19 protein-coding genes are annotated in these 19,331 nt (G+C 64.8%); 9 read left to right on the forward strand and 10 right to left on the reverse strand.

Annotated elements, in window-relative coordinates; genetic code table 11:
* Window positions 1-182 precede the first annotated feature (182 nt).
* A complete protein-coding gene (gene acnA / locus GPL20_RS17455) occupies window positions 183-2,903 on the reverse strand; it encodes an aconitate hydratase AcnA (protein ID WP_157330754.1) in 2,721 nt (906 codons plus the stop codon).
* Between the two features lie 245 nt (window positions 2,904-3,148).
* Between acnA and ccmA the strand changes: the two genes are divergently transcribed.
* The 5 genes from ccmA to GPL20_RS17480 all read left to right on the forward strand — a co-directional run bounded on the left by ccmA (window position 3,149) and on the right by GPL20_RS17480 (window position 7,936).
* Window positions 3,149-3,751: a heme ABC exporter ATP-binding protein CcmA gene (gene ccmA / locus GPL20_RS17460; RefSeq protein WP_157330755.1), complete on the forward strand. Its 603-nt coding sequence runs from the start codon at window positions 3,149-3,151 to the stop codon at window positions 3,749-3,751.
* Complete coding sequence (locus GPL20_RS17465; RefSeq protein WP_430641768.1) at window positions 3,748-5,256, forward strand: ATP-dependent DNA ligase; 1,509 nt, start codon at window positions 3,748-3,750, stop codon at window positions 5,254-5,256. Before ccmA ends, GPL20_RS17465 begins: the two co-directional genes overlap by 4 nt.
* A 284-nt stretch (window positions 5,257-5,540) precedes the next feature.
* Window positions 5,541-5,843 (forward strand): DUF6460 domain-containing protein, encoded by a 303-nt coding sequence (locus GPL20_RS17470; protein WP_157330756.1) that lies wholly within the window; start codon window positions 5,541-5,543, stop codon window positions 5,841-5,843.
* A 31-nt stretch (window positions 5,844-5,874) separates the two neighbouring features.
* On the forward strand, window positions 5,875-6,609 hold the full coding sequence (locus tag GPL20_RS17475; protein ID WP_157330757.1) for an MBL fold metallo-hydrolase: 735 nt from the start codon (window positions 5,875-5,877) through the stop codon (window positions 6,607-6,609).
* A 1-nt stretch (window position 6,610) separates the two neighbouring features.
* Window positions 6,611-7,936, forward strand: a complete 1,326-nt coding sequence (locus tag GPL20_RS17480; protein ID WP_157330758.1) for an MATE family efflux transporter — start codon at window positions 6,611-6,613, stop codon at window positions 7,934-7,936.
* Window positions 7,937-7,958: 22 nt separating this feature from the next.
* On the opposite strand, the gene GPL20_RS17485 is transcribed toward GPL20_RS17480, so the two are convergent.
* Both GPL20_RS17485 and GPL20_RS17490 read right to left on the reverse strand, forming a co-directional pair.
* Window positions 7,959-9,056, reverse strand: coding sequence for a quinone-dependent dihydroorotate dehydrogenase (locus tag GPL20_RS17485; protein ID WP_254125740.1), 1,098 nt, complete (start codon window positions 9,054-9,056; stop codon window positions 7,959-7,961).
* On the reverse strand, window positions 9,053-9,397 hold the full coding sequence (locus GPL20_RS17490) for a DUF952 domain-containing protein (protein WP_254125738.1): 345 nt from the start codon (window positions 9,395-9,397) through the stop codon (window positions 9,053-9,055). Before GPL20_RS17490 ends, GPL20_RS17485 begins: the two co-directional genes overlap by 4 nt.
* Window positions 9,398-9,690: 293 nt before the next feature.
* Here GPL20_RS17490 and GPL20_RS17500 point away from each other — a divergent pair, with 293 nt between their 5' ends.
* The gene (locus GPL20_RS17500) at window positions 9,691-10,344 is read left to right on the forward strand and encodes a S24 family peptidase (protein ID WP_157330759.1); all 654 of its coding nucleotides are present in this window, start codon (window positions 9,691-9,693) and stop codon (window positions 10,342-10,344) included.
* A gap of 70 nt (window positions 10,345-10,414) precedes the next feature.
* Here the strand turns inward: GPL20_RS17500 and GPL20_RS17505 are convergent, their stop codons facing one another.
* Window positions 10,415-10,906 carry a DUF3237 domain-containing protein gene (locus tag GPL20_RS17505; protein WP_157330760.1) on the reverse strand — a complete coding sequence of 164 codons (492 nt, stop codon included), beginning with the start codon at window positions 10,904-10,906 and terminating at the stop codon, window positions 10,415-10,417.
* A gap of 44 nt (window positions 10,907-10,950) precedes the next feature.
* The gene (locus GPL20_RS17510; RefSeq protein WP_157330761.1) at window positions 10,951-11,409 is read right to left on the reverse strand and encodes an ester cyclase; all 459 of its coding nucleotides are present in this window, start codon (window positions 11,407-11,409) and stop codon (window positions 10,951-10,953) included.
* A 94-nt stretch (window positions 11,410-11,503) separates the two neighbouring features.
* On the opposite strand from GPL20_RS17510, the gene GPL20_RS17515 reads away from it, so the two are divergent.
* Window positions 11,504-12,115 carry a TetR/AcrR family transcriptional regulator gene (locus GPL20_RS17515; protein ID WP_157330762.1) on the forward strand — a complete coding sequence of 204 codons (612 nt, stop codon included), beginning with the start codon at window positions 11,504-11,506 and terminating at the stop codon, window positions 12,113-12,115.
* 87 nt (window positions 12,116-12,202) lie between these two features.
* Complete coding sequence (locus tag GPL20_RS17520) at window positions 12,203-12,952, forward strand: carbonic anhydrase (RefSeq protein WP_157330763.1); 750 nt, start codon at window positions 12,203-12,205, stop codon at window positions 12,950-12,952.
* A gap of 115 nt (window positions 12,953-13,067) precedes the next feature.
* Here the strand turns inward: GPL20_RS17520 and GPL20_RS17525 are convergent, their stop codons facing one another.
* From GPL20_RS17525 to GPL20_RS17545, 5 genes are all read right to left on the reverse strand, one after another.
* Window positions 13,068-14,711 carry a lysine--tRNA ligase gene (locus GPL20_RS17525; RefSeq protein WP_157330764.1) on the reverse strand — a complete coding sequence of 548 codons (1,644 nt, stop codon included), beginning with the start codon at window positions 14,709-14,711 and terminating at the stop codon, window positions 13,068-13,070.
* A gap of 149 nt (window positions 14,712-14,860) precedes the next feature.
* Entirely contained in the window at window positions 14,861-15,796 is a 936-nt protein-coding gene (locus GPL20_RS17530) for an ABC transporter substrate-binding protein (RefSeq protein ID WP_157330848.1), read from the reverse strand.
* 192 nt (window positions 15,797-15,988) lie between these two features.
* On the reverse strand, window positions 15,989-16,579 hold the full coding sequence (locus GPL20_RS17535; RefSeq protein ID WP_157330765.1) for an SCO family protein: 591 nt from the start codon (window positions 16,577-16,579) through the stop codon (window positions 15,989-15,991).
* A gap of 23 nt (window positions 16,580-16,602) precedes the next feature.
* Complete coding sequence (locus tag GPL20_RS17540) at window positions 16,603-16,797, reverse strand: hypothetical protein (RefSeq protein ID WP_157330766.1); 195 nt, start codon at window positions 16,795-16,797, stop codon at window positions 16,603-16,605.
* 104 nt (window positions 16,798-16,901) lie between these two features.
* A complete protein-coding gene (locus GPL20_RS17545) occupies window positions 16,902-17,423 on the reverse strand; it encodes a Clp protease/crotonase-like domain-containing protein (protein ID WP_157330767.1) in 522 nt (173 codons plus the stop codon).
* A 249-nt stretch (window positions 17,424-17,672) separates the two neighbouring features.
* Between GPL20_RS17545 and GPL20_RS17550 the strand changes: the two genes are divergently transcribed.
* Window positions 17,673-19,331, forward strand: a complete 1,659-nt coding sequence (locus tag GPL20_RS17550) for an FAD-binding dehydrogenase (protein ID WP_157330768.1) — start codon at window positions 17,673-17,675, stop codon at window positions 19,329-19,331.

A 19,331-nucleotide genomic window follows, 5' to 3' on the forward strand; every position in this document is an offset into this window, starting at 1 on the left:
ATTGCCTGATGGTCACCGTAGTCTTACGGGGCGCGGTACATTCATCCGTCCAGGGCGGGAGTTTTCCGCCGGACGGGCCCATCTGAAAGGTACCGCAAACGCGCGAAGGCGGCCTTGTGATAGGCCGCCTTCGTTTAACCTTCTACTCACTTCGCAGTGAGCCATCGTTCACAAATCCGCGCTTACGCCGCGAGCTTGCGCAGCACGTAGTGCAGGATGCCGCCGTTGCGATAGTAGTCGAGCTCGTCGAGCGTATCGATGCGGCAGAGCAGCGAAACACGCTGCAACGAACCGTCGCCGGAGACGATCTCCGCGGTCAGCTTCTGGCGCGGCTTCAGATCGCCGACGAGGCCGCGCAGCGTAACCTTCTCGTCACCCTTCAGACCCAGCGACGACCAGGAGGTGCCTTCCTCGAAGGTGAGCGGCAGCACGCCCATGCCGACCAGGTTGGAGCGATGGATGCGCTCGAAGCTCTGGCAGATCACGGCGCGGACGCCGAGCAGGCGCGTGCCCTTCGCAGCCCAGTCACGCGAGGAGCCGTTGCCATATTCGGCGCCGGCGAACACCACCAGCGGCACCTTCTCTTCCTGGTACTTCATCGCGGCGTCGTAGATCGACATCTGCTCGCCGTCGGGCCAGTGCTTCGTCAGGCCGCCCTCGGGGATGTTGCCGTCCGCACCCTTGAGCATGAAGTTCTTGATGCGGATGTTGGCGAAGGTGCCGCGCATCATCACTTCATGATTGCCGCGGCGCGTGCCGTACTGGTTGAAGTCGGCCGGGCGCACCTGGTGCTCGCTGAGATACTTGCCCGCGGGAGAGGTGAGCTTGATCGAACCGGCCGGCGAGATGTGGTCGGTGGTGATCTTGTCGCCGAACATGGCGAGGATGCGCGCCTCAACGATATCGGTGACCGGCTCCGGCTCCTTCTTCATGCCGTCGAAATAGGGCGGGTTCTGCACATAGGTCGAAGACATGTTCCAGCGATAGGTCTCGCTCTCGACCGTCTTGATCTTGCGCCAGTTGGTGTCGCCCTTGAACACGTCGGCATACTTCTTCTTGAAGATCGACGCGGTCACGAACTTCTTCATGAAGGCGTTGATCTCCTTCGTCGTCGGCCAGATGTCCTTCAGGTACACCGGCTTGCCGTCCTTGCCTTCACCGATCGGCTCGACGGCGAGGTTCTTGGTAACGCTGCCGGCGAGCGCATGGGCGACGACCAGCGGCGGCGAGGCCAGATAGTTCGCCTGCACGTCCGGCGAGACGCGGCCTTCGAAGTTGCGGTTGCCGGAGAGCACGGCGGCAGCGACGATGCCGTTGTCGTTGATCGACTTCGAGATCTCCTCCGGCAGCGGACCGGAATTGCCGATGCAGGTGGTGCAGCCGAAGCCGACCAGGTTGAAGCCGACCTTGTCGAGATCGGCCTGGAGGCCGGAATCGGCGAGGTAGCCCGCGACGACCTGGCTGCCCGGGGCAAGCGAGGTCTTCACCCACGGTTTTGCCTTCAGGCCCTTCGCGGCGGCGTTGCGCGCGAGCAGGCCGGCGCCGATCAAGACGCTCGGGTTCGAGGTGTTGGTGCAGGAGGTGATGGCGGCGATCACGACGTCGCCATGGCCGATGTCGAACTTCTTGCCCTCGACGGCAAAGCGCTTCGACGGCTCTTCGGCCTTCTTGTACTCGGTGCCAAGCGCGAGCGAGAAGCCCTCGGCGACCGACGGCAGCGCGATGCGGCCTTCGGGACGCTTCGGACCGGCCATGGACGGCACGACGTCGGCGAGGTCGAGCGTCAGCGTTTCCGTGAACACCGGATCGGCCGACTTGGCGGTGCGGAACAGCCCTTGCGCCTTGGCATAGGCCTGCACCAGCGCGACGCGCGCGGGAGCGCGGCCCGAGGTCTTCAAGTAATCGATCGCGGCGGCGTCGACCGGGAAGAAGCCGCAGGTCGCGCCGTATTCGGGCGCCATGTTGGCGATGGTCGCCTTGTCGGCGACGGAGAGATTGTCGAGGCCGGGGCCGAAGAACTCGACGAACTTGCCGACGACGCCGAGCTTGCGCAGCATCTGCGTCACGGTGAGCACGAGGTCGGTCGCGGTGACGCCTTCCTTCATCGCGCCCTTCAGCTTGAAGCCGACGACGTTGGGCAGCAGCATCGACAGCGGCTGGCCGAGCATGCAGGCCTCAGCCTCGATGCCGCCGACGCCCCAGCCGAGTACGGCGAGACCGTTGACCATGGTGGTGTGGGAATCGGTGCCGACCAGCGAGTCCGGATAGGCCACCTCGAAGGTGCCGGTCTTCTTGCCGACCGTCATCTTCTCCTTCTTGGTCCAGACCGTCTGGGAGAGATATTCGAGATTGACCTGGTGGCAGATGCCGGTGCCGGGCGGCACGACCGAGAAGTTCGAGAACGCCTTCTGGCCCCACTTCAGGAACTCGTAGCGCTCCTGGTTCTGCTTGTATTCCTCGGTGACGTTCTTGGCGAAGGCCTTGTTGTCACCGAAGAAGTTCACGATCACGGAATGGTCGATGACGAGGTCGACCGGCACCAGCGGATTGATCTTCTCGGCATCGCCGCCGAGCTTCTGCATCGCGTTGCGCATCGCGGCGAGATCGACCACCGCGGGAACGCCGGTGAAGTCCTGCATCAAGACGCGCGCCGGGCGGAACGCGATCTCATGCTCCAGCGACTTCTTGCGCAGCCATTTCGACACCGCGACGATGTCTTCCTTCTTGACCGAGCGGCCGTCCTCGTTGCGCAGCAGGTTCTCGAGCAGGACCTTCATCGAATAGGGAAGTTTCGAAATTCCCTTCAGACCATTCTTCTCGGCCGTGGGCAGGCTGTAATAGACATAGGTCTTGGCGCCGACCTTGAGGGTCTTTTTGCATTTGAAGCTGTCGAGCGAGGTCATGTAGGAAATCCCAATTGTTAGTTATACCCGGCAGGGGGTATTTTAACACCGTCAGCGAATCCGGCTGGGGGCCGCTTGCAGGGGCAGGTTGAGTTGCTGCATCAAGTAGTTCCGGGCTTATAGAAGCTTTCTAACCGCGCCGCCACAGCCACAAACGCGCCGCAGCAACCCGCGAGCCAAAAATTCCCATGCGCTACCCCAAGATTTCCTGAGGCCAGGCTTTGGACGGGTTGATACCAGGCAAGATGCAGCTGTCCGGACGCGGGGTCGTTTGCGTGCGCGGCGGCCGCGAGGTGTTTGCCGGGCTCGACTTCGCGGCCGCGTCGGGCGAAGCCGTGGCGGTCGTCGGCCGCAACGGCTCGGGCAAGACCTCGCTGCTCCGCCTGATCGCCGGCCTGCTCATTCCGGCCGGCGGCAGGATCGCGCTGGAGGGCGGCGATGCCGAGCTGACGCTGCCCGAGCAGTGCCATTATCTCGGCCATCGCGACGCCCTGAAGCCGGCGCTGAGCGTGATGGAAAACTTGACATTTTGGGCTGATTTTCTCGGCGGCGAGCGCTGCGATGCGGCCGAGAGCCTCGCCACCGTCGGCCTCGACCACGCCACCCACCTGCCTGCCGCCTTCCTTTCCGCCGGCCAGCGCCGCCGGCTCTCGCTGGCCCGGCTGCTGACCGTGCGCCGCCCGGTCTGGCTGCTGGACGAGCCGACCACCGCGCTGGATGTCGCCGGCCAGGACATGTTCGGCGGCCTGATGCGCGAGCACCTCGCCCGCGGCGGCCTGATCATCGCCGCCACGCATGCCCCGCTGGGGATCGAGTCGCGGGAGCTGCGGATCGGGGGTGTGGCGTGAGGATCATCGACCCTCAGTTTTCCAAGCGGCCGGGCTCCGCTCTCTCCGTTCCCTCCCCCCTTGTGGGGGAGGGTCAGGGAGGGGGGTACTCCGGGCGAGATGTTGATGAGTCCCTTCCTCCGCCTCACCACAACAACCCACCACCTCCCACCCTCACCGAAGTCGTCACCACGCTCCGCACCCTCGGCAAGACCGAGCTGCCAAAACAGCTCGAACGCTGGCTCGACGAGCTCGACGAAACCGGCCGCTGGGCGCTGCTGAAGCTCGTCACGGGGGCGCTTCGCATCGGCATCTCCGCGCGCCTCGCCAAGACCGCGGCCGCCGCGCTCGGAGACAAGGACCCGCACGACATCGAGCTGATCTGGCCGGGCCTGGCGCCACCCTATCTCGACCTGTTCGCCTGGCTCGAAGGCCGCGCAGAAAAGCCCGTCAATCGCGATCCCGCGCCGTTCCGTCCCGTCATGCTGGCGCACGCGATAGAGAACACGGACTTCGCCAGCCTCGACCCCGCCGACTACATCGCCGAGTGGAAATGGGACGGTATCCGCGTTCAGGCGGTGGCGGGGCGCGACGACCGCGGACACATCACCGCGCGGCTCTATTCGCGCACCGGCGAGGACATCACGGGAAGCTTTCCGGACCTCGTGCCGGCGCTGCGCCTGCCCGGCGCGATCGACGGCGAGCTTCTGATCCTGCGCGAGGGCCGCGTGCAAAGCTTCAACGTCCTGCAACAGCGGCTCAACCGCAAGGTCGTCTCGCCAAAGCTGATCAAGGAGTTTCCGATCCACTTGCGCGCCTATGATCTGCTTGGCGACGACGAGAACGATCTGCGCGAACTGCCATTCGCCGAGCGGCGTGAACGGCTGCAAACCTTCATCGAAAAACTTGGCGATCCCCGCATCGACCTGTCACCCACCGTCCCCTTCACAAGCTGGGCGGCATTGACCGCCGCGCGCTCCGATCCCGCGAGCGCCGGCGCGGGCAAAGATGCCGACGCCGTCGAAGGCGTGATGCTGAAACGTCGCGATGCGCCTTACTTGCCGGGACGGCCGAAGGGACAATGGTGGAAATGGAAGCGTGATCCGCACATCATCGACGCCGTGTTGATTTATGCGCAGCGCGGCCACGGCAAGCGCTCGTCCTATTATTCCGACTACACATTCGGCGTCTGGACTAAGGGCGATGCCGGCGATGAGCTGGTGCCGGTCGGAAAAGCCTATTTCGGCTTCACCGACGAGGAATTGCTTCAGATCGACCGCTTCGTCCGCCGCAACACCACGGAAAAATTCGGCCCCGTCCGCCATGTCGTGCACGAACCGGACAAGGGGCTGGTGCTGGAGGTCGCTTTCGAAGGGCTCCAGCGCTCGCCGCGGCACAAATCCGGCGTCGCCATGCGCTTTCCCCGCATCAGCCGCTTGCGCTGGGACAAGCCGCCGCGGGAGGCCGATCGGCTGGAAACGCTGGAAAGGATGCTGAAGGAAGAAGTGGCGGAGCTTCAGGCGTGAAAGTGCAATGAGGCTCGATTGACGTCAGGGCGGCGGTGCGCTCCCTCGCCCGCTTGCGGGAGAGGGCTCGGGAGTGGGTATCTCCGCATTGGGACTCCCCCAGAGGACAGAACCCTCACCCGGCGCTTCGCGCCGACCTCTCCCGCAAGCGGGAGAGGTTACAGCGACCCGCGGCACGCGCTGCCCGAATTAAAACGCGGTAAGCTGATTGACGTGCCGATGCGGGTTCCCCATGTGCCCCGCCATGACCTATAATGGGGTCGAATCCTCCTGAGGAGTTTGCGATGGCCAATGACGTCAGAGATTTGCCGGCCGGCCACAGCGATGGCCTGAACCGCTTTCTCGGCGGCTCGCCGCTGGCGGTCGCGTTCCGGCTGGTGCTGCTCTCGATCCTGGTCGGCGTCGTGCTGGCCGCAATCGGCTTCGATCCCTGGAATATCATCTACAGCATCCGCCTGTTGTTCCAGCGGCTCTGGGATCTCGGCTTCGATGCCGTCAACTGGCTGTGGCGCTACTTCCTGCTTGGCGCGGTCCTCGTAGTCCCGATCTGGCTGCTCTCGCGCGTCTTCGGCGCGCCGCGCCGCTAGGTCCGGGGCGAACTCAGGGAGTCCGCAGCCGATGCAATTGCGCTTTGTCGGCTGCGGCGACGCCTTCGGCTCGGGCGGCAGGCTCAACACCTGCTTCCATGTCTCCGGGCGTGAGGCCAATTTCCTGATCGATTGCGGCGCGTCGACGCTGCCGGCGCTGAAGCGGCTCGAGATCGACCGCAACGACATCGACCTGATCCTGATCACGCATTTCCATGGCGACCACTTTGCGGGACTGCCGTTTGTCCTGCTCGATGCGCAATTCTCGCGGCGGGCACGGCCGCTCACCATCGCCGGCCCCGCAGGTATCGCGACGCGGCTTGCGCAAGTCATGGAGGCTCTGTTCGAGCACTCCTCGAAGACCAAGCAGCGTTTCGAACTAAACGTCGTCGAGCTCGCGCCCGAGCGAAGCCAAACCTTCGGCGCGGTGACGGTGACGCCCTACCCGGTCGTGCATGGCGAATCCGGCGGGCCCTTCCTCGCCTATCGCGTCGAGGTCGAGGGCCGTACGCTCGCCTACAGCGCCGATACCGAATGGACGGAGACGCTCATTCCGCTGGCGCATGGCGCGGACCTTTTCATTGCGGAAGCCTATATGTACGAGAAGGTGGTCAAGAACCATCTCAGCCTGAAGACCCTGGAGCAGCATTTGCCCGCGATCGGCGCCAAGCGGCTCGTCCTCACCCATATGAGCGACGACATGCTGTCGCGTCTGGGCGAGGTGCCGCATCTCGCCGCCGAAGACGGCATGGTGCTCGTGGTCTGACATGCACGCGCCGGTTCATCCCAGGATAGGCTCGCGCCAGGTGTTCGCCATCGCAGGTCCCGCGATGGTCGCGAACCTCACCACGCCCCTGATCGGCGTGGTCTCGACCACGGCGATCGGACGGCTCGACGATGCCGCCCTGCTCGGCGGCGTCGCGATGGCCTCCGTGATCTTCGACTGCCTGTTCTGGCTGTTCGGCTTCCTGCGCATGAGCACGCTCGCCTTCACCGCACAGGCGCTGGGTGCGGGCGAGACCCGCGAGCAGACCGTGATCCTGGTGCGCGGCTTCATCGTCGCCGGCCTGATCGGCGCCGCGCTGATCGCGCTGCAATTGCCCCTCTCCGCCGTGCTGTTCGACCTGATGGGCGGCAGCGAAGGCGTTACGCGTGCGGCGAAAACCTATTTCATGATCCGGATATGGTCGTCGCCGTTCGCGCTCGCCAATTACGTCATCCTTGGCTGGCTGATCGGCAAGGCCCGTGCCAATCCGGCACTGCTGCTCCAGATCGTCATCAACCTCGTCAACATGGTGGCGACGATCCTGCTGGTGCTGGTCTACGACACCGGCATCGCCGGTGCCGCGATCGCAGCGCTGCTGTCGGAAGCGGTCGGATTCGGGCTCGGCGTGGTCGTCTGCCGCCACTATGCCGACGGTGGCTTCACCGTGCCATACGCAGCCCTGTTCGACCGGGCCAAGCTCGTGCGGCTGCTGGCGGTGAACTCCGACATCCTGATCCGCACCGCGGCGCTGATCGCGGTGTTCATGTTCTTCACCGCCAAGGGCGCACGCGCCGGCGACGTGACGCTGGCTGCGAATTCTGTGCTCAACAACTTCCTGCTGGTCAGCGCCTTCTTCCTCGACGGTCTCGCCAACGCAGCCCAGCAGCTCTGCGGCCGCACCCTTGGCGCGGGCGATGCCAAGGGCTTTGCGGATTCGACCCGGCTGGTGCTGCTGTGGGGCCTCGGCTTCGCGATCGTCGTCGCCGTGCTGTTCGCGTTGTTCGGACCGGCCCTGATCGGTTTCATGACGGCGAGCGAAGACGTCCGCCGTGCCGCACGCGAATTCCTGCCGTTCGTCGTGCTCGCGCCCATACCGGGCGTGTTCGCCTTCGGCTTCGACGGCATCTATATCGGTGCGACCTGGGCGCGCGCGATGCGGAATTTGATGCTGGCCTCGCTCGCGATCTTCCTCGGCACCTGGTGGGCGCTGCAATCGCTCGGCAATGCCGGACTGTGGAGCGCGTTGATTGCCTCCTACGTCTCGCGCGGCGGCTTGCAGGCCGCGCGCTATCCGGCGCAGTTCAGGGCGACGTTCCCGAAATCGTAGCCCGCCGAAGCCGCAGCCTTGGCTACATCCCCGGCCAGTCTTCCGCCGTGAGTGTAGCCGCGTCCGCGCCGACGATGTCCGAGAGCGAATCCCGGCCCGTGCGCAACAACGTCGAGGCGAGATCGCGCTTGATGTCATCGACGAGACCCAAGCCCTTGTAGACCAGCGACGAATAGAGCTGGATCAGGCTCGCTCCGGCGCGAATCTTGGTCAGTGCGGCACCACCGGAGTCCACGCCGCCGACGCCGATCAACGGGAATGCGCCCTCGACGCGCACATAGGTCTCCGCGACCATGCGCGTCGACAAACGAAACAGCGGCCGGCCGGACAGACCGCCCTGCTCCTTGGCGCGCATCTCCTCGCGCAGCGTGCTCGGCCGCGCGATCGTCGTGTTCGAAACGATCATGCCGTCGACCCGGCGCGAGCGCGCGACCTGCACGACATCGTCGAGCTGGGCGAGGCTGAGATCGGGCGCGATCTTGAGCAGCACCGGTGTGTCGCCGGCCTTCTGCCGCACCCGCTCGCGCGCGTCGATCACCCTTGCGAGGAGATCGTCGAGCAGCGCGCCTTCCTGCAGATTGCGCAAGCCTGGCGTGTTCGGCGAGGAGACGTTGATGGTGAAATAGCTCGCGACCGGCGCAAAGGTCTCGATCAGCGTCACGTAATCGGCGACGCGATCCGGCGAATCCTTGTTGGCGCCGACATTGACGCCGACGATGCCGCCATGTTGCGCGCGCGCGGCGAGCCTGCGCAACGCAACGTCCGCCCCGTCATTGTTGAAGCCCATGCGGTTGATGACGGCCTCGTCGCGCTCGAGCCGGAACAGTCGCGGCCGCGGATTGCCGCTTTGCGGCTTCGGCGTGACCGAGCCGATCTCGACGAAGCCGAAACCAAGCCGCAGCAGTGCATCCGGCACCTCCGCGCTCTTGTCGAAACCTGCGGCCATGCCGATCGGATTGGGAAAATTGAGCCCGAAGGCGCGCACCGCCAGTTTGGGATCGTCCGCGCGCGGCTTGACCGGCGGTAGGAAGCGCAGGCCCTGGATCGCGAGGCGATGCGCATCCTCCGGATCGAGCCAGCGCAGCACTGGCAATGAGAAGGCGTCGAAAGCGCGGATCACGGGGCAAGCTCCGGAACATCGTGACCGCCGTCGCCGCGTATGTTGAGGTTGATCACCGCGAGCACCGCGCCGAGGTCGAGTTCGCCATAGAGATGGGGAAACAGCTCGTCATTGCGCGAGCGCTCCCAGCGCAGCTCACTGCCGAGCGCGTCGCCGTCGACCTCGACCAGGAACAGCGCCCGCTGCCCGAAGAAATGCTTTCGCAGGGTCTCGGGAACCTGGCCGGCCGTCGAGAAATGGATGAAACCGTCGCGCGTGTCGTCTGCACTGCCCCGGTAGACGCCCTGCCGTTCCGCCTCGCGCCAGGCCGAGGCCGGACAGATTTTGTAGATCTTGACCACCGCTTCCGCAGCCCTGTTTGCTCTTTGACTCTCTTGGAGTTTTTCGTCTCGTGCGGGTCCCTGAAACCCGGGCGCGACCGTAAAGGCCGCCCCTTCCGAACTCAAGACTTAGAGCCATTTCCGTGCCGATGAAATCGGAACGGGGCTCCAGATTCCTGTTTTGACACGTTTTCCTGCTGCGCGCCGGTATCCACTTCGCTTGAAAACGCTTCAGCCATCACCCCTTGCGCGAAAAACGGAAAACCGGTTGATTTGAGGACAGTTTTCCTGAGTTGCGACGGGCTGGACCTTCCATGGTCAGACAGGCCAAAGCGCAGAGGATGCTGACCCACGACCAGATCTGGAGCGCGCTGGATCGGCTGGCCGCGCGAGCCGGCCTGTCGCCGTCCGGGCTTGCCAAGCGCGCCGGGCTCGATCCCACCACCTTCAACAGGTCCAAGCGCGTCACCTCCGATGGCCGCGAGCGCTGGCCCTCGACCGAATCGATCGCGAAGGCGCTGGCGGCGGCCGGCTCCTCGCTCGAGACCTTCGTCCGGCTGATCGAGGACGGGCCGGGCGACGGCCGCTCCGTCCCCCTGCTCGGCTTCGCGCTCGCCGGCGCGAGCGGCGCCTTCGACGAGTCCGGCTTTCCGTCCGGCAAGGGCTGGACCGAGGTCACGCTTCCCACCGACGCGGACAGCCATACCTTCGCGCTGGAGATTTCCGGTGATGCGCTTGGGCCGACCTATCGCGACGGCGACATCATCCTGGTCTCGCCTGGTGCGCCGATCCGCAAAGGGGATCGCGTGGTGGTGAAGACGAGGGCGGGCGAGGTGACGGTCGCGACGTTGAAGCGCCGCACGGCAAGGGCGCTGGACTTGCAGCCGCTCGATGCGGCGCAGCCGGAGCGAACGGTGGTGGCGAGTGACGTTGCGTGGATGGCGCGGATCATGTGGGCGAGCCAGTGATTGCGGAAACAGGTCCCGTCAGGCCCCGTTGAACCGACATGCCGCAACTCACTGCGCATCCATCGCCGCCTCACAGCACTTCGAAGATCTTGTAGGCGACAGCCCCCTCGACGAGATAACCCTTGCCGACACAGACGATGTCGTTGAGCCAGGCGTAGGTTTGCGAGCCGGTTTCGAACAGCGGATTGGTGCGGAAATAGTATCCGGCGGGGTCGACCTGGGTCCGCCGCGCGGGGTCCGCCATCTCGGCCCGCAAGTGCTGCGGTGTCACCCAGCGGCCGCCATAGGTCATGTAGATCAGCTCGCCGTCATGGGTCCGCAGCGACAGGCGAACGTCGAGCGTCATAGCGCCATCGGCACGAAACAACGCCCAGTCGCCGCCGCCCCGCAGCACCTCGCCGCGCAGGCGCGGCCCTTCGAATACGCCCTTGGCGGCACCGAACAGCACGCGCTGCCCGACCGGGCCCGCGCCGAAATTGAGACGCGGATCGAGATCGACGACGATGTCGAAGAGGTGCCGGGTCGCGAGATCACCGACGGATTTGACGCGGGGATCGGCCATGGTCTGGCGCTCCTTGATGTCGTGGATGGAACGTTGTCGGCGACCTATGCCGCCTGCGAGGCGTCGCCAAACAGCCTGCGCCGGACCGCGTCGGTCGAGACGCCGGATTGGGCGCAGAGCTCGGAGAGATCGAACACGAAGCGCTCATGCGCGATCCTGTCGTCGCGAAAGGCAAAGGTGATGAATACCGACAGCTCGGCACGGCGGCCGTTCGGCACGACGCCGAAACGATCGCCCGTCATCGTCATCCGCGCGGTGCCCCAGCAGACCAGCGTGCCGTCGGAATCGGCGTGGCCATCGAGCGTGACATGGTAGTCGGGGAAGGATGTGAAGAAGCGCGCCAGGATGCGCTCGTTTTCCACTAATCCCTGGGCCCTGGTGCCGAAGGCTGGCGTTTCCAACACCATGTCCGGGTGCAGGACCTCCAGCGCCGCGGGGATATCCTGCCGGCTCTTCGCAATCGCCAGCCTCTCCGCCAGCTCGAACATCCGCCCGCCGTCCATGGTCCACCTCAATACATACCATGTGTTTGAGACATACTCTATGTATGTTATATGCGTTTTGTTACCAGCACGTCAAGCGATAGGTTGCCGCGCGATGCGGGCGAAGGAACCTCCGAAAAGTCGTCGGGAAGAGTACAGCGAGGCCACACGGCAGGCGCTGCTCGATGCCGGCCGCGAAGCGTTCGCAGCGAGCGGCTTCCAGGCCGCTGGCATGGAGGCCATCTCGAGGGCGGCGCGGGTCACGCGTGGCGCGTTCTACCATCATTTCGAGGACAAGAAGGCGCTGTTCGACGCCGTGGTGGTCGCCATGCAGCGCGAAGCGGCCGCCAGAATCGAGGCCGCGGCCCGGAACGAGCGCAAGATCTGGGATCGTCTCAGCGCCGGTATCGACGCCTATCTCGACGCCTGCGAGGAGCCGGACTATGCACGCATCGTCATCCAGGAGGCGCAGGCCGTGCTCGGCGAACCGCGCTATCGTGAGATCGAGGAGACCTATCCGACCGCGCTCCTGATCGCGACGCTACGTGCCCTGAAGCGTGACGGTGAACTGAACGCGGACGATGTCGATCTGCTGAGCCGGATGATCGACGCCATGATCTGCAAGATCGGGCTGCTGCTCCCGTACGCAGACGATTCGAAGAAGCTGCGCAGGAACGGACAAAAGATCGTCGCCGCCGTGCTGGAGACCTTTCGCCAGAAGGCGTGAAGCAGCTTGATCGCCATTGCGACTCACCGTGCCTCTCACATAGGTTGCGGCCGACATTGCCGATCAAATTCATCCTGGGGGAATACGATGAATCGCCGTCACGCATTGAAGGCCCTGGCGGGTCTCGCTCTTTGTCCGCTGTGCAAGCCGGCCTTCGCCGAAGGCACGCATTGGAGCTATGAGGGCGCCGGCGGCCCCGGCAAATGGGGCGATCTCGATGCCACCAACAAGGCTTGCGCGGTCGGCCTGCAGCAGTCGCCGATCGACATCGAAGCGACGGTCAAGTCGCAATTGCCCGCGTTGAAGCTGAATTGGGGCAAGAGCGCCGACACCATCGTCAACAACGGACACACGATCCAGCTCAACTTCGCCGAGGGCAGCACCTTGATGCTCGGCGACGTCAAGTACAAGCTGCTCCAGGTGCACTTCCACCGGCCGAGCGAGCACATGATCGGCGGCAAGAACTTTCCGATGGAAGCGCATTTCGTCCACCGCAACGATGCCGGCGGGCTCGCCGTGGTCGGCGTGCTGATGGCCGAAGGCAAGCCGAACGCGGCCTTCAGCAAGATCGTCAAGACCATGCCGGCTGCGGAAGGGCCTGCGGTGAAGGCCGATGCGGCCATCGATCCGCGCGCCATGCTGCCGCACAAGCTCAGCTACTTCCGCTATCCCGGCTCGCTGACGACACCTCCCTGCTCGGAGGTGGTGGAATGGCTGCTGCTGACCGATCCGATCCAGGTTGCCGCCGCTGACGTCGCGGCGTTCGCACAACTCTACCCGATGAACGCGCGCCCGGTGCAGAAGGACAACCGGCGTTACGTGCTGCGCTCGATCTGAACGGCCGAAGGTCCATAGCCCGGATGAGCGGAGCGACATCCGGGACCTTCGTAGAGGCACCCCGGATATCGCTTCGCTCATCCGGGCTACATGCCTTCGCAGGGCTACACCTACCTCACGCGCTCCGCGCCAGCGCACCGTCGATCATGTTCACCGCGTTCTGCACGCCGTACACCGCGACGAAGGAGCCGAAGCGCGGGCCCTTCTCCTGGCCGAGCAGGACCTGATAGAGCATGTTGAACCAGTCGAGCGTGACGCCGGGACGGCCGTCCTTGCCCTTCTTGACCTGGTCGAGGAACGGCTCGCGGCGGCCGATCTCGTAGACGACGTTCTGGATGTCCTCGGCCGATGCATCCTGTGGAAGCTGCGACAGCGCCTCACGCAGATCCTGGAGCGCGGCACGCTCCGTCTCGGTCGGTGTGCGGAACTGCTTCGTCGGCGCCACGAAGTCGCGATAGTAGTTGATGGCATAGCCGACCATCGCATCGAGCTTGGGATGCGTCTGCGGGCTCACGCCAGGACGATAGCGGCCGATAAAGCCCCACAGCGTCTCGGCATTCTCCGCATTCGACGACGACACCAGCGTCAAGAGGAGCTGGAAGGTGACGGGCATGTCGCCCTTCGGCGGATGGCCGTTGTGGATGTGCCAGACCGGATTGCCGAGCTGCTGCTTGCCATCCTGCTTTGCAAAACCGTCGATGAACTGCTGGTAGTCGTCGACATTGCGCGGGATCACGTCGAAATAGAGCCGCTTGGCCGCCTTCGGCTCGCGATACATGAACAGCGACAGCGATTCCGGCGAGGCGTAGCGCAGCCATTCATCGATGGTGAGGCCGTTGCCCTTTGACTTCGAGATCTTCTGCCCCTTCTCGTCGAGGAAGAGCTCGTAGTTGAAGCCTTCGGGCGGCGTGGCGCCGAGCGCCCTGGCGATCGCGCCGGAGAGCTTCACGGAGTCGATCAGGTCCTTGCCGGCCATCTCGTAGTCGACGCCGAGCGCGACCCAGCGCATCGCCCAGTCGGCCTTCCACTGGCACTTGACGTTGCCGCCGGTGACCGGCGTTTCGACCTCATCGCCGCTGTCGGGGTCGACATAGGTCACGGTCCCGGCCGCCACGTCGCGGCGGATCATCGGCACCTGGAGCACCACACCCGTCGTCTTGCTGATGGGCAGGAACGGCGAATAGGTCGCGCGGCGGTCCGGCCCTAGCGTCGGCAGGATGATCGCCATGATCTGATCATAGGCGGCAAGCATCTTGAGCAGCGTCGCGTCGAAGCGGCCTGACTTGTAGTAGTCGGTCGAGCTCGCGAACTCGTAGTCGAAGCCGAAATGGTCGAGGAAGGCGCGCAGGCGCGCGTTGTTGGCGGCGCCGAACGAGGGATGTTCATTGGAGAACGGGTCCGGCACGGCGGTGAGCGGCCGTCCCAGATACTGCGCCAACAGATCCTTGTTCGGCACGTTGTCCGGCACCTTGCGCAGGCCGTCCATGTCGTCGGAGAATGCGAGCAGGCGCGTCTTGATCTTGTCCTCAGTGAGGACACGGAAGGCATGGCGCACCATCGAGGTGCGCGCGACCTCGCCGAACGTGCCGATATGCGGCAGCCCGGACGGGCCGTAGCCGGTCTCGAACAGCACCTCGTCCTTCGGGCTTTTCTTCAGCCGCGCGACAATGGCCTTCGCCTGCTCGAACGGCCAGGCGTTGGATTGTTCGGCAAGCGCACGCAGGTCGCTCGGGTTCGCGGCAAGATCGATAACGGACATCAGGGCCTCCGGGCCGCGGAAAATAGCGATTTCCGGGCAGAATGCAAAAATGGTCTTGGTCGTCATTCCGGGGCGATGCGCAGCATCGAACCCGGAATCTCGAGATTCCGGGTTCGCGCTTCGCGCGCCCCGGAATGACGATCGATTGGTTAGAACGGGCTCACCGAAAAATACCGCAGCCACAGATCGGTGTAGCGGCCTTTTTCCCAGACCCGGAACAGGGCCCAGTTCAGGGCCTGGCGCAGCACGTCGTTGCCCTTGCGCACGGCGATGCCGATGCCCTCGCCGAAGAAGCGGCTCTCGACGAAAGGGCCGCCGGAGAAGGCGCAGCAATCGCCGGAATCCGTGCCGTTGATCCAGAACGCGAGCGAGATGGCGTCGCCGAAGATGAAGTCGACCTCGCCCTTGCGCAAGGCAGCGCGAAGCGCATCGTCATTGGGATAGGCGTGCAGCTCGGCGTCGGTGAACATCGCTTTCAGATACGCCTCATGCGCCGAGCCCGCGATCACGCCGACCTTCTTGCCTTCGAGATATTCGGGGCGGATCTCCGGCATCACCGCGTCCTTGCGTGAGACGAAGCGTGCCGGCACGCGGTAATAGGGATCGGTGAAATCGACGCGGGAGCGGAGCTGCGGGCTCACCGCCATCGAGGCGATGATGGCATCGCCCCGGTTGGAGGTGAGCGCATCGACCAGCGTCTCGAAGCGGCGCATCTGCACGGTGCAGGTCACCTTGATCTCGTCGCACAGCGCCCGGGCGAGATCGACGTTGAAGCCGGCCGGATTGCCGTCGGCCCCCGTGTAGTTGAACGGCGGATAGTCGGTCTCGGTCAAAAAGCGGATCACGGTCAGGCGCGACAGGTCAGGCCGCTCGGGCCGCCGCCGTGGGTCCCAGAAGCCGGGCACGGCCTGGGGAGCGGCTTGCGGGACGACCTGAGGTGAAGTCTGGGGCGTCGCGGGGGGCCGCTTGGCCGGGCTCTGGGCCTTCGCGCCGGGCAGGCCTGCAAGCAGGCAGAGGCCGACGGCCAGCCCCACCAGCAAGCCACGGGCAGATTTGGACGATTTCGCCTGTTGCGATGGAGCCATCGGCCGGAAATGAATGAATTTCATTGGGATCGGAGCGCCTTATAGACCATCCCGCCGGGAACGCGAGCGCCGATTGTGGGCTGGGCAAAGGTCTCTCGGTCGTCATGCCCGGGCTTGTCCCGGGCATCCACGCACTTTGTCGGTCCCCCAAGAACGTGGATGGCCGGGACAAGCCCGGCCATGACGGCAGGATCAGAGATATCGCTTCAGCTCGGCCGCGGCCTCTTCCGGCGTCCGCTTCAAATTGAACGGCGAGACGAATCTCCCCTCGCGATCCATCAGATAGATCAGCGCGGTGTGGTCCATGGTGTAGTCGCCGTCCTTGGTCGGGACTTTCTTGGCATAGACACGGTACGACGTGATCACCTTGGCGGTCTCGGCGGGATCGCCGGAGAGGCCCTCGAGATGGGGATCGAAGCTCGACAGATAGTCCTTCATCGCCGCCGGCGTGTCGCGCTCGGGATCGACCGAGATGAAGATGGCATTGACCTTGTCGGCATCCTTGCCCATCGCGCGCAGCACCTCCGAGATCTCGAACAACGAGGTCGGGCAGACGTCGGGGCAATGGGTGTAGCCGAAGAAGATCAGGGTCGGCTTGCCCTTCAGGTTCTTGTCGGTAACGGCCTTGCCGTTCTGGTTGGTGAGCTGGAACGGCCCGCCGATCGCGGCCGGCTGTGCCACCTTGCTGACCCCGCCCATGGCCCAGAACATGATCAGGAGCCCGACAACGAGGCTTGCGGCGAAGGCGGTCGCGATCACCAGCGGACGGGCGGTGGAACTCATTGGCGAAACACTTCCTGTCGGGATCAGAAGCAGGCGGCGAAGCCGGTCCTGATCATTTCGAAAAACACCTGGCTGCCGTAGTGGAACCACAGCGTCAGCGCGCCGAGCACGACCAGCCCACCGGCCCCTGCGCCAGCCAACAGCAGCACGGATGGGGTCCGGCCGGCAGTGGGCGAATTGTCCTGTAACGGATCGGCCGGGTGCAGTGGTTGAGCCATGACAACGATCGGGGGCAAAGGCCCCGGTTCCCTGCCTTGCAGATAGGCATTGGCCCACGGGCGGGCAAGCGCCGGAGGGCCAACGTCACGTCATGCTGATGGGTTTAGCGAGCCAGCTGGCCCTGGGCGGACTCCAGCTGCTCCGCCGGCGGAAGAGCCCGGCGCAAAGGCCGGCTGGTCGAAGCCTGCGCGTCCAGGTAGCAGGGCTTGTACATGGCCTGGAGCTGCTTGCCCCTCAGGAAGAGCATGTGCGGGGTGAGGCCGCCGCGCTGCGTGATCCAGCGTTTCACCCGCGACGGGTACATCGCATAGAGCATCTGGGTCGCTTCGGGATTGGTAATGGCGCGGCCGTTGCTGCCGAAATCCCACGCGGCGTGGAAGCCGAGCGTCGCATGCGAGGTCACGCAGATACGGTCATGCGGAATGGCGCCGAGGACGATGGTGCAGGCCGAAGCGCAGAGGCCGTCGATGATGACGGTATCACCCGATTGCCGCAGGTCCTGATATTTGTCGACGTAGGTTCCGATCCGACCGCCGCGGTCGTCCGCGATCCGGACCACCGCCTGAGAAGTCCCCATGCAAGCGATCAGCAGAACCGTCGCAAGCACCCCGCTCAGAAACTTCATTGTCCCCCGCCCCAGTCGATTTCGAATCTGCGTGTCAGGTTCGTGATGCGCGGCTAGCGTCCGCTGTAACCGTGGTTTTGTCTAGGCACGCCGGCTCGCTCGAAACAAATTCAAATCCAGTGTTGCGTCCGGGCTGCACTCGGCCGTCTCTATCCCAGGCTGGAACAAGTTAAGAGTGTCTTACGCGCCACGCCCTTGATCTCAGGTGCAACCACTGGCTTCAATCCGGACAACTACAGGGGGGAACTCATGAGTGAGCAGACTGACGTGATCGTCGTCGGTGCGGGACTGTCGGGCCTCGTGGCCGCAACCGAGATCGCGGATGCGGGCAAGCGCGTGATCCTGGTCGACCAGGAGGGCGAGCAGTCAATCGGCGGCCAGGCGTTCTGGTCGTTCGGCGGCCTGTTCCTGGTCGATTCGCCGGAGCAGCGACGGCTCGGCATCAAGGACTCCTTCGACCTGGCGATGCAGGACTGGATCGGTACCGCCGGCTTCGACCGCGATGAGGATTTCTGGCCGCGGCAATGGGCCGAGGCCTATGTGGCGTTCGCGGCCGGCGAGAAACGCGACTGGCTGCGTGCGATGGGCCATCGCATCTTCCCGGTGGTCGGCTGGGCCGAGCGGGGCGGCTATGACGCGATGGGCCACGGCAATTCGGTGCCGCGCTTTCACGTCACCTGGGGCACCGGGCCCGGCATCGTCGAGCCGTTCGAGCGCCGCGCTCGCGAGGCGGCGAGGAGCGGACGGCTGATCTTCAGGTTCCGCCATCGCGTCGATGCGCTCTCCATCACCAATGGCGTCGTAGATGGCGTCAGCGGCGCCATTCTCGAACCCGACAATGTCGAGCGCGGCAAAAGCTCCTCGCGCAACGTGGTCGGCGAGTTCTCGCTGAAGGCGCAGGCGGTGATCGTTGCCGCCGGCGGCATCGGCGGCAATCATGAGCTGGTGCGGCAGAATTGGCCGAAGCGGCTCGGCGAGCCGCCAAAGTTCATGATCTCGGGCGTGCCCGAGCATGTCGACGGTCGCATGATCGGCATCACGGAGAAGACCGGCGCGCGGCTGATCAACCGCGACCGCATGTGGCATTATGTCGAGGGCATCCAGAACTGGAATCCAATCTGGCCTCGCCACGGCATCCGCATCCTGCCCGGCCCCTCCTCGATGTGGTTCGACGCCACCGGCACGCGGCTGCCGGCGCCGCTGTTCCCCGGCTCCGACACGCTCGGCCAGCTCAAATACATCATGTCCACCGGTTATGATTACTCCTGGTTCATCCTGACACAGAGCATCATCAAGAAGGAATTTGCGCTGTCGGGATCGGAGCAGAACCCCGACCTCACCGGCAAGAGCTGGCGCATGACAATCAAGCGCGCCACCAACAAGGGCGCACCGGCGCCGGTGGAAGCGTTCAAAAGCCATGGTGTCGACTTCATCGTGCGCGACAAGCTCGATGAGCTCGTTGCGGCGATGAACAAGCTCGCCGGCAACGATCTGCTCAGGTGCGATGAGGTGCGAATGCAGATCGAGGCGCGCGACCGCGAGATCGCCAACTCCTACGTCAAGGATGCGCAGGTGATGAACATCCACAATGCGCGACGCTATATCGGCGACAAGTTGATTCGCACCGCCTCGCCGCACCGCATCCTCGACCCCGCGCATGGGCCGCTGATCGCGGTGAAGCTCAACATCCTCACCCGCAAGACGCTGGGCGGCTTCGAGACCGATCTCGACTCCCGCGTGTTCGGCGCGGAGGGCAGCGTCATTCCCGGCCTCTATGCGGTCGGCGAAGCCGCCGGCTTCGGCGGCGGCGGCGTGCACGGCTATCGCTCGCTGGAGGGCACTTTCCTCGGCGGCTGCCTGTTCTCCGGCCGCAATGCGGGCCGAGCGGCGGCGAAGGCGGTGGGATAG

This window comes from Bradyrhizobium cajani (assembly GCF_009759665.1).
GTDB lineage: Bacteria > Pseudomonadota > Alphaproteobacteria > Rhizobiales > Xanthobacteraceae > Bradyrhizobium > Bradyrhizobium cajani.

What these genes read in the sequence shown, in the direction of transcription:
- acnA (WP_157330754.1), bottom strand. Translation starts at nt 2,903, where the DNA reads ATGACCTCGCTCGACAGCTTCAAATGCAAAAAGACCCTCAAGGTCGGC.
- ccmA (WP_157330755.1), top strand. Translation starts at nt 3,149, where the DNA reads ATGCAGCTGTCCGGACGCGGGGTCGTTTGCGTGCGCGGCGGCCGCGAG.
- GPL20_RS17470 (WP_157330756.1), top strand. Translation starts at nt 5,541, where the DNA reads ATGGCCAATGACGTCAGAGATTTGCCGGCCGGCCACAGCGATGGCCTG.
- GPL20_RS17475 (WP_157330757.1), top strand. Translation starts at nt 5,875, where the DNA reads ATGCAATTGCGCTTTGTCGGCTGCGGCGACGCCTTCGGCTCGGGCGGC.
- GPL20_RS17480 (WP_157330758.1), top strand. Translation starts at nt 6,611, where the DNA reads ATGCACGCGCCGGTTCATCCCAGGATAGGCTCGCGCCAGGTGTTCGCC.
- GPL20_RS17500 (WP_157330759.1), top strand. Translation starts at nt 9,691, where the DNA reads ATGGTCAGACAGGCCAAAGCGCAGAGGATGCTGACCCACGACCAGATC.
- GPL20_RS17505 (WP_157330760.1), bottom strand. Translation starts at nt 10,906, where the DNA reads ATGGCCGATCCCCGCGTCAAATCCGTCGGTGATCTCGCGACCCGGCAC.
- GPL20_RS17510 (WP_157330761.1), bottom strand. Translation starts at nt 11,409, where the DNA reads ATGGACGGCGGGCGGATGTTCGAGCTGGCGGAGAGGCTGGCGATTGCG.
- GPL20_RS17515 (WP_157330762.1), top strand. Translation starts at nt 11,504, where the DNA reads ATGCGGGCGAAGGAACCTCCGAAAAGTCGTCGGGAAGAGTACAGCGAG.
- GPL20_RS17520 (WP_157330763.1), top strand. Translation starts at nt 12,203, where the DNA reads ATGAATCGCCGTCACGCATTGAAGGCCCTGGCGGGTCTCGCTCTTTGT.
- GPL20_RS17525 (WP_157330764.1), bottom strand. Translation starts at nt 14,711, where the DNA reads ATGTCCGTTATCGATCTTGCCGCGAACCCGAGCGACCTGCGTGCGCTT.
- GPL20_RS17530 (WP_157330848.1), bottom strand. Translation starts at nt 15,796, where the DNA reads ATGGCTCCATCGCAACAGGCGAAATCGTCCAAATCTGCCCGTGGCTTG.
- GPL20_RS17535 (WP_157330765.1), bottom strand. Translation starts at nt 16,579, where the DNA reads ATGAGTTCCACCGCCCGTCCGCTGGTGATCGCGACCGCCTTCGCCGCA.
- GPL20_RS17540 (WP_157330766.1), bottom strand. Translation starts at nt 16,797, where the DNA reads ATGGCTCAACCACTGCACCCGGCCGATCCGTTACAGGACAATTCGCCC.
- GPL20_RS17545 (WP_157330767.1), bottom strand. Translation starts at nt 17,423, where the DNA reads ATGAAGTTTCTGAGCGGGGTGCTTGCGACGGTTCTGCTGATCGCTTGC.
- GPL20_RS17550 (WP_157330768.1), top strand. Translation starts at nt 17,673, where the DNA reads ATGAGTGAGCAGACTGACGTGATCGTCGTCGGTGCGGGACTGTCGGGC.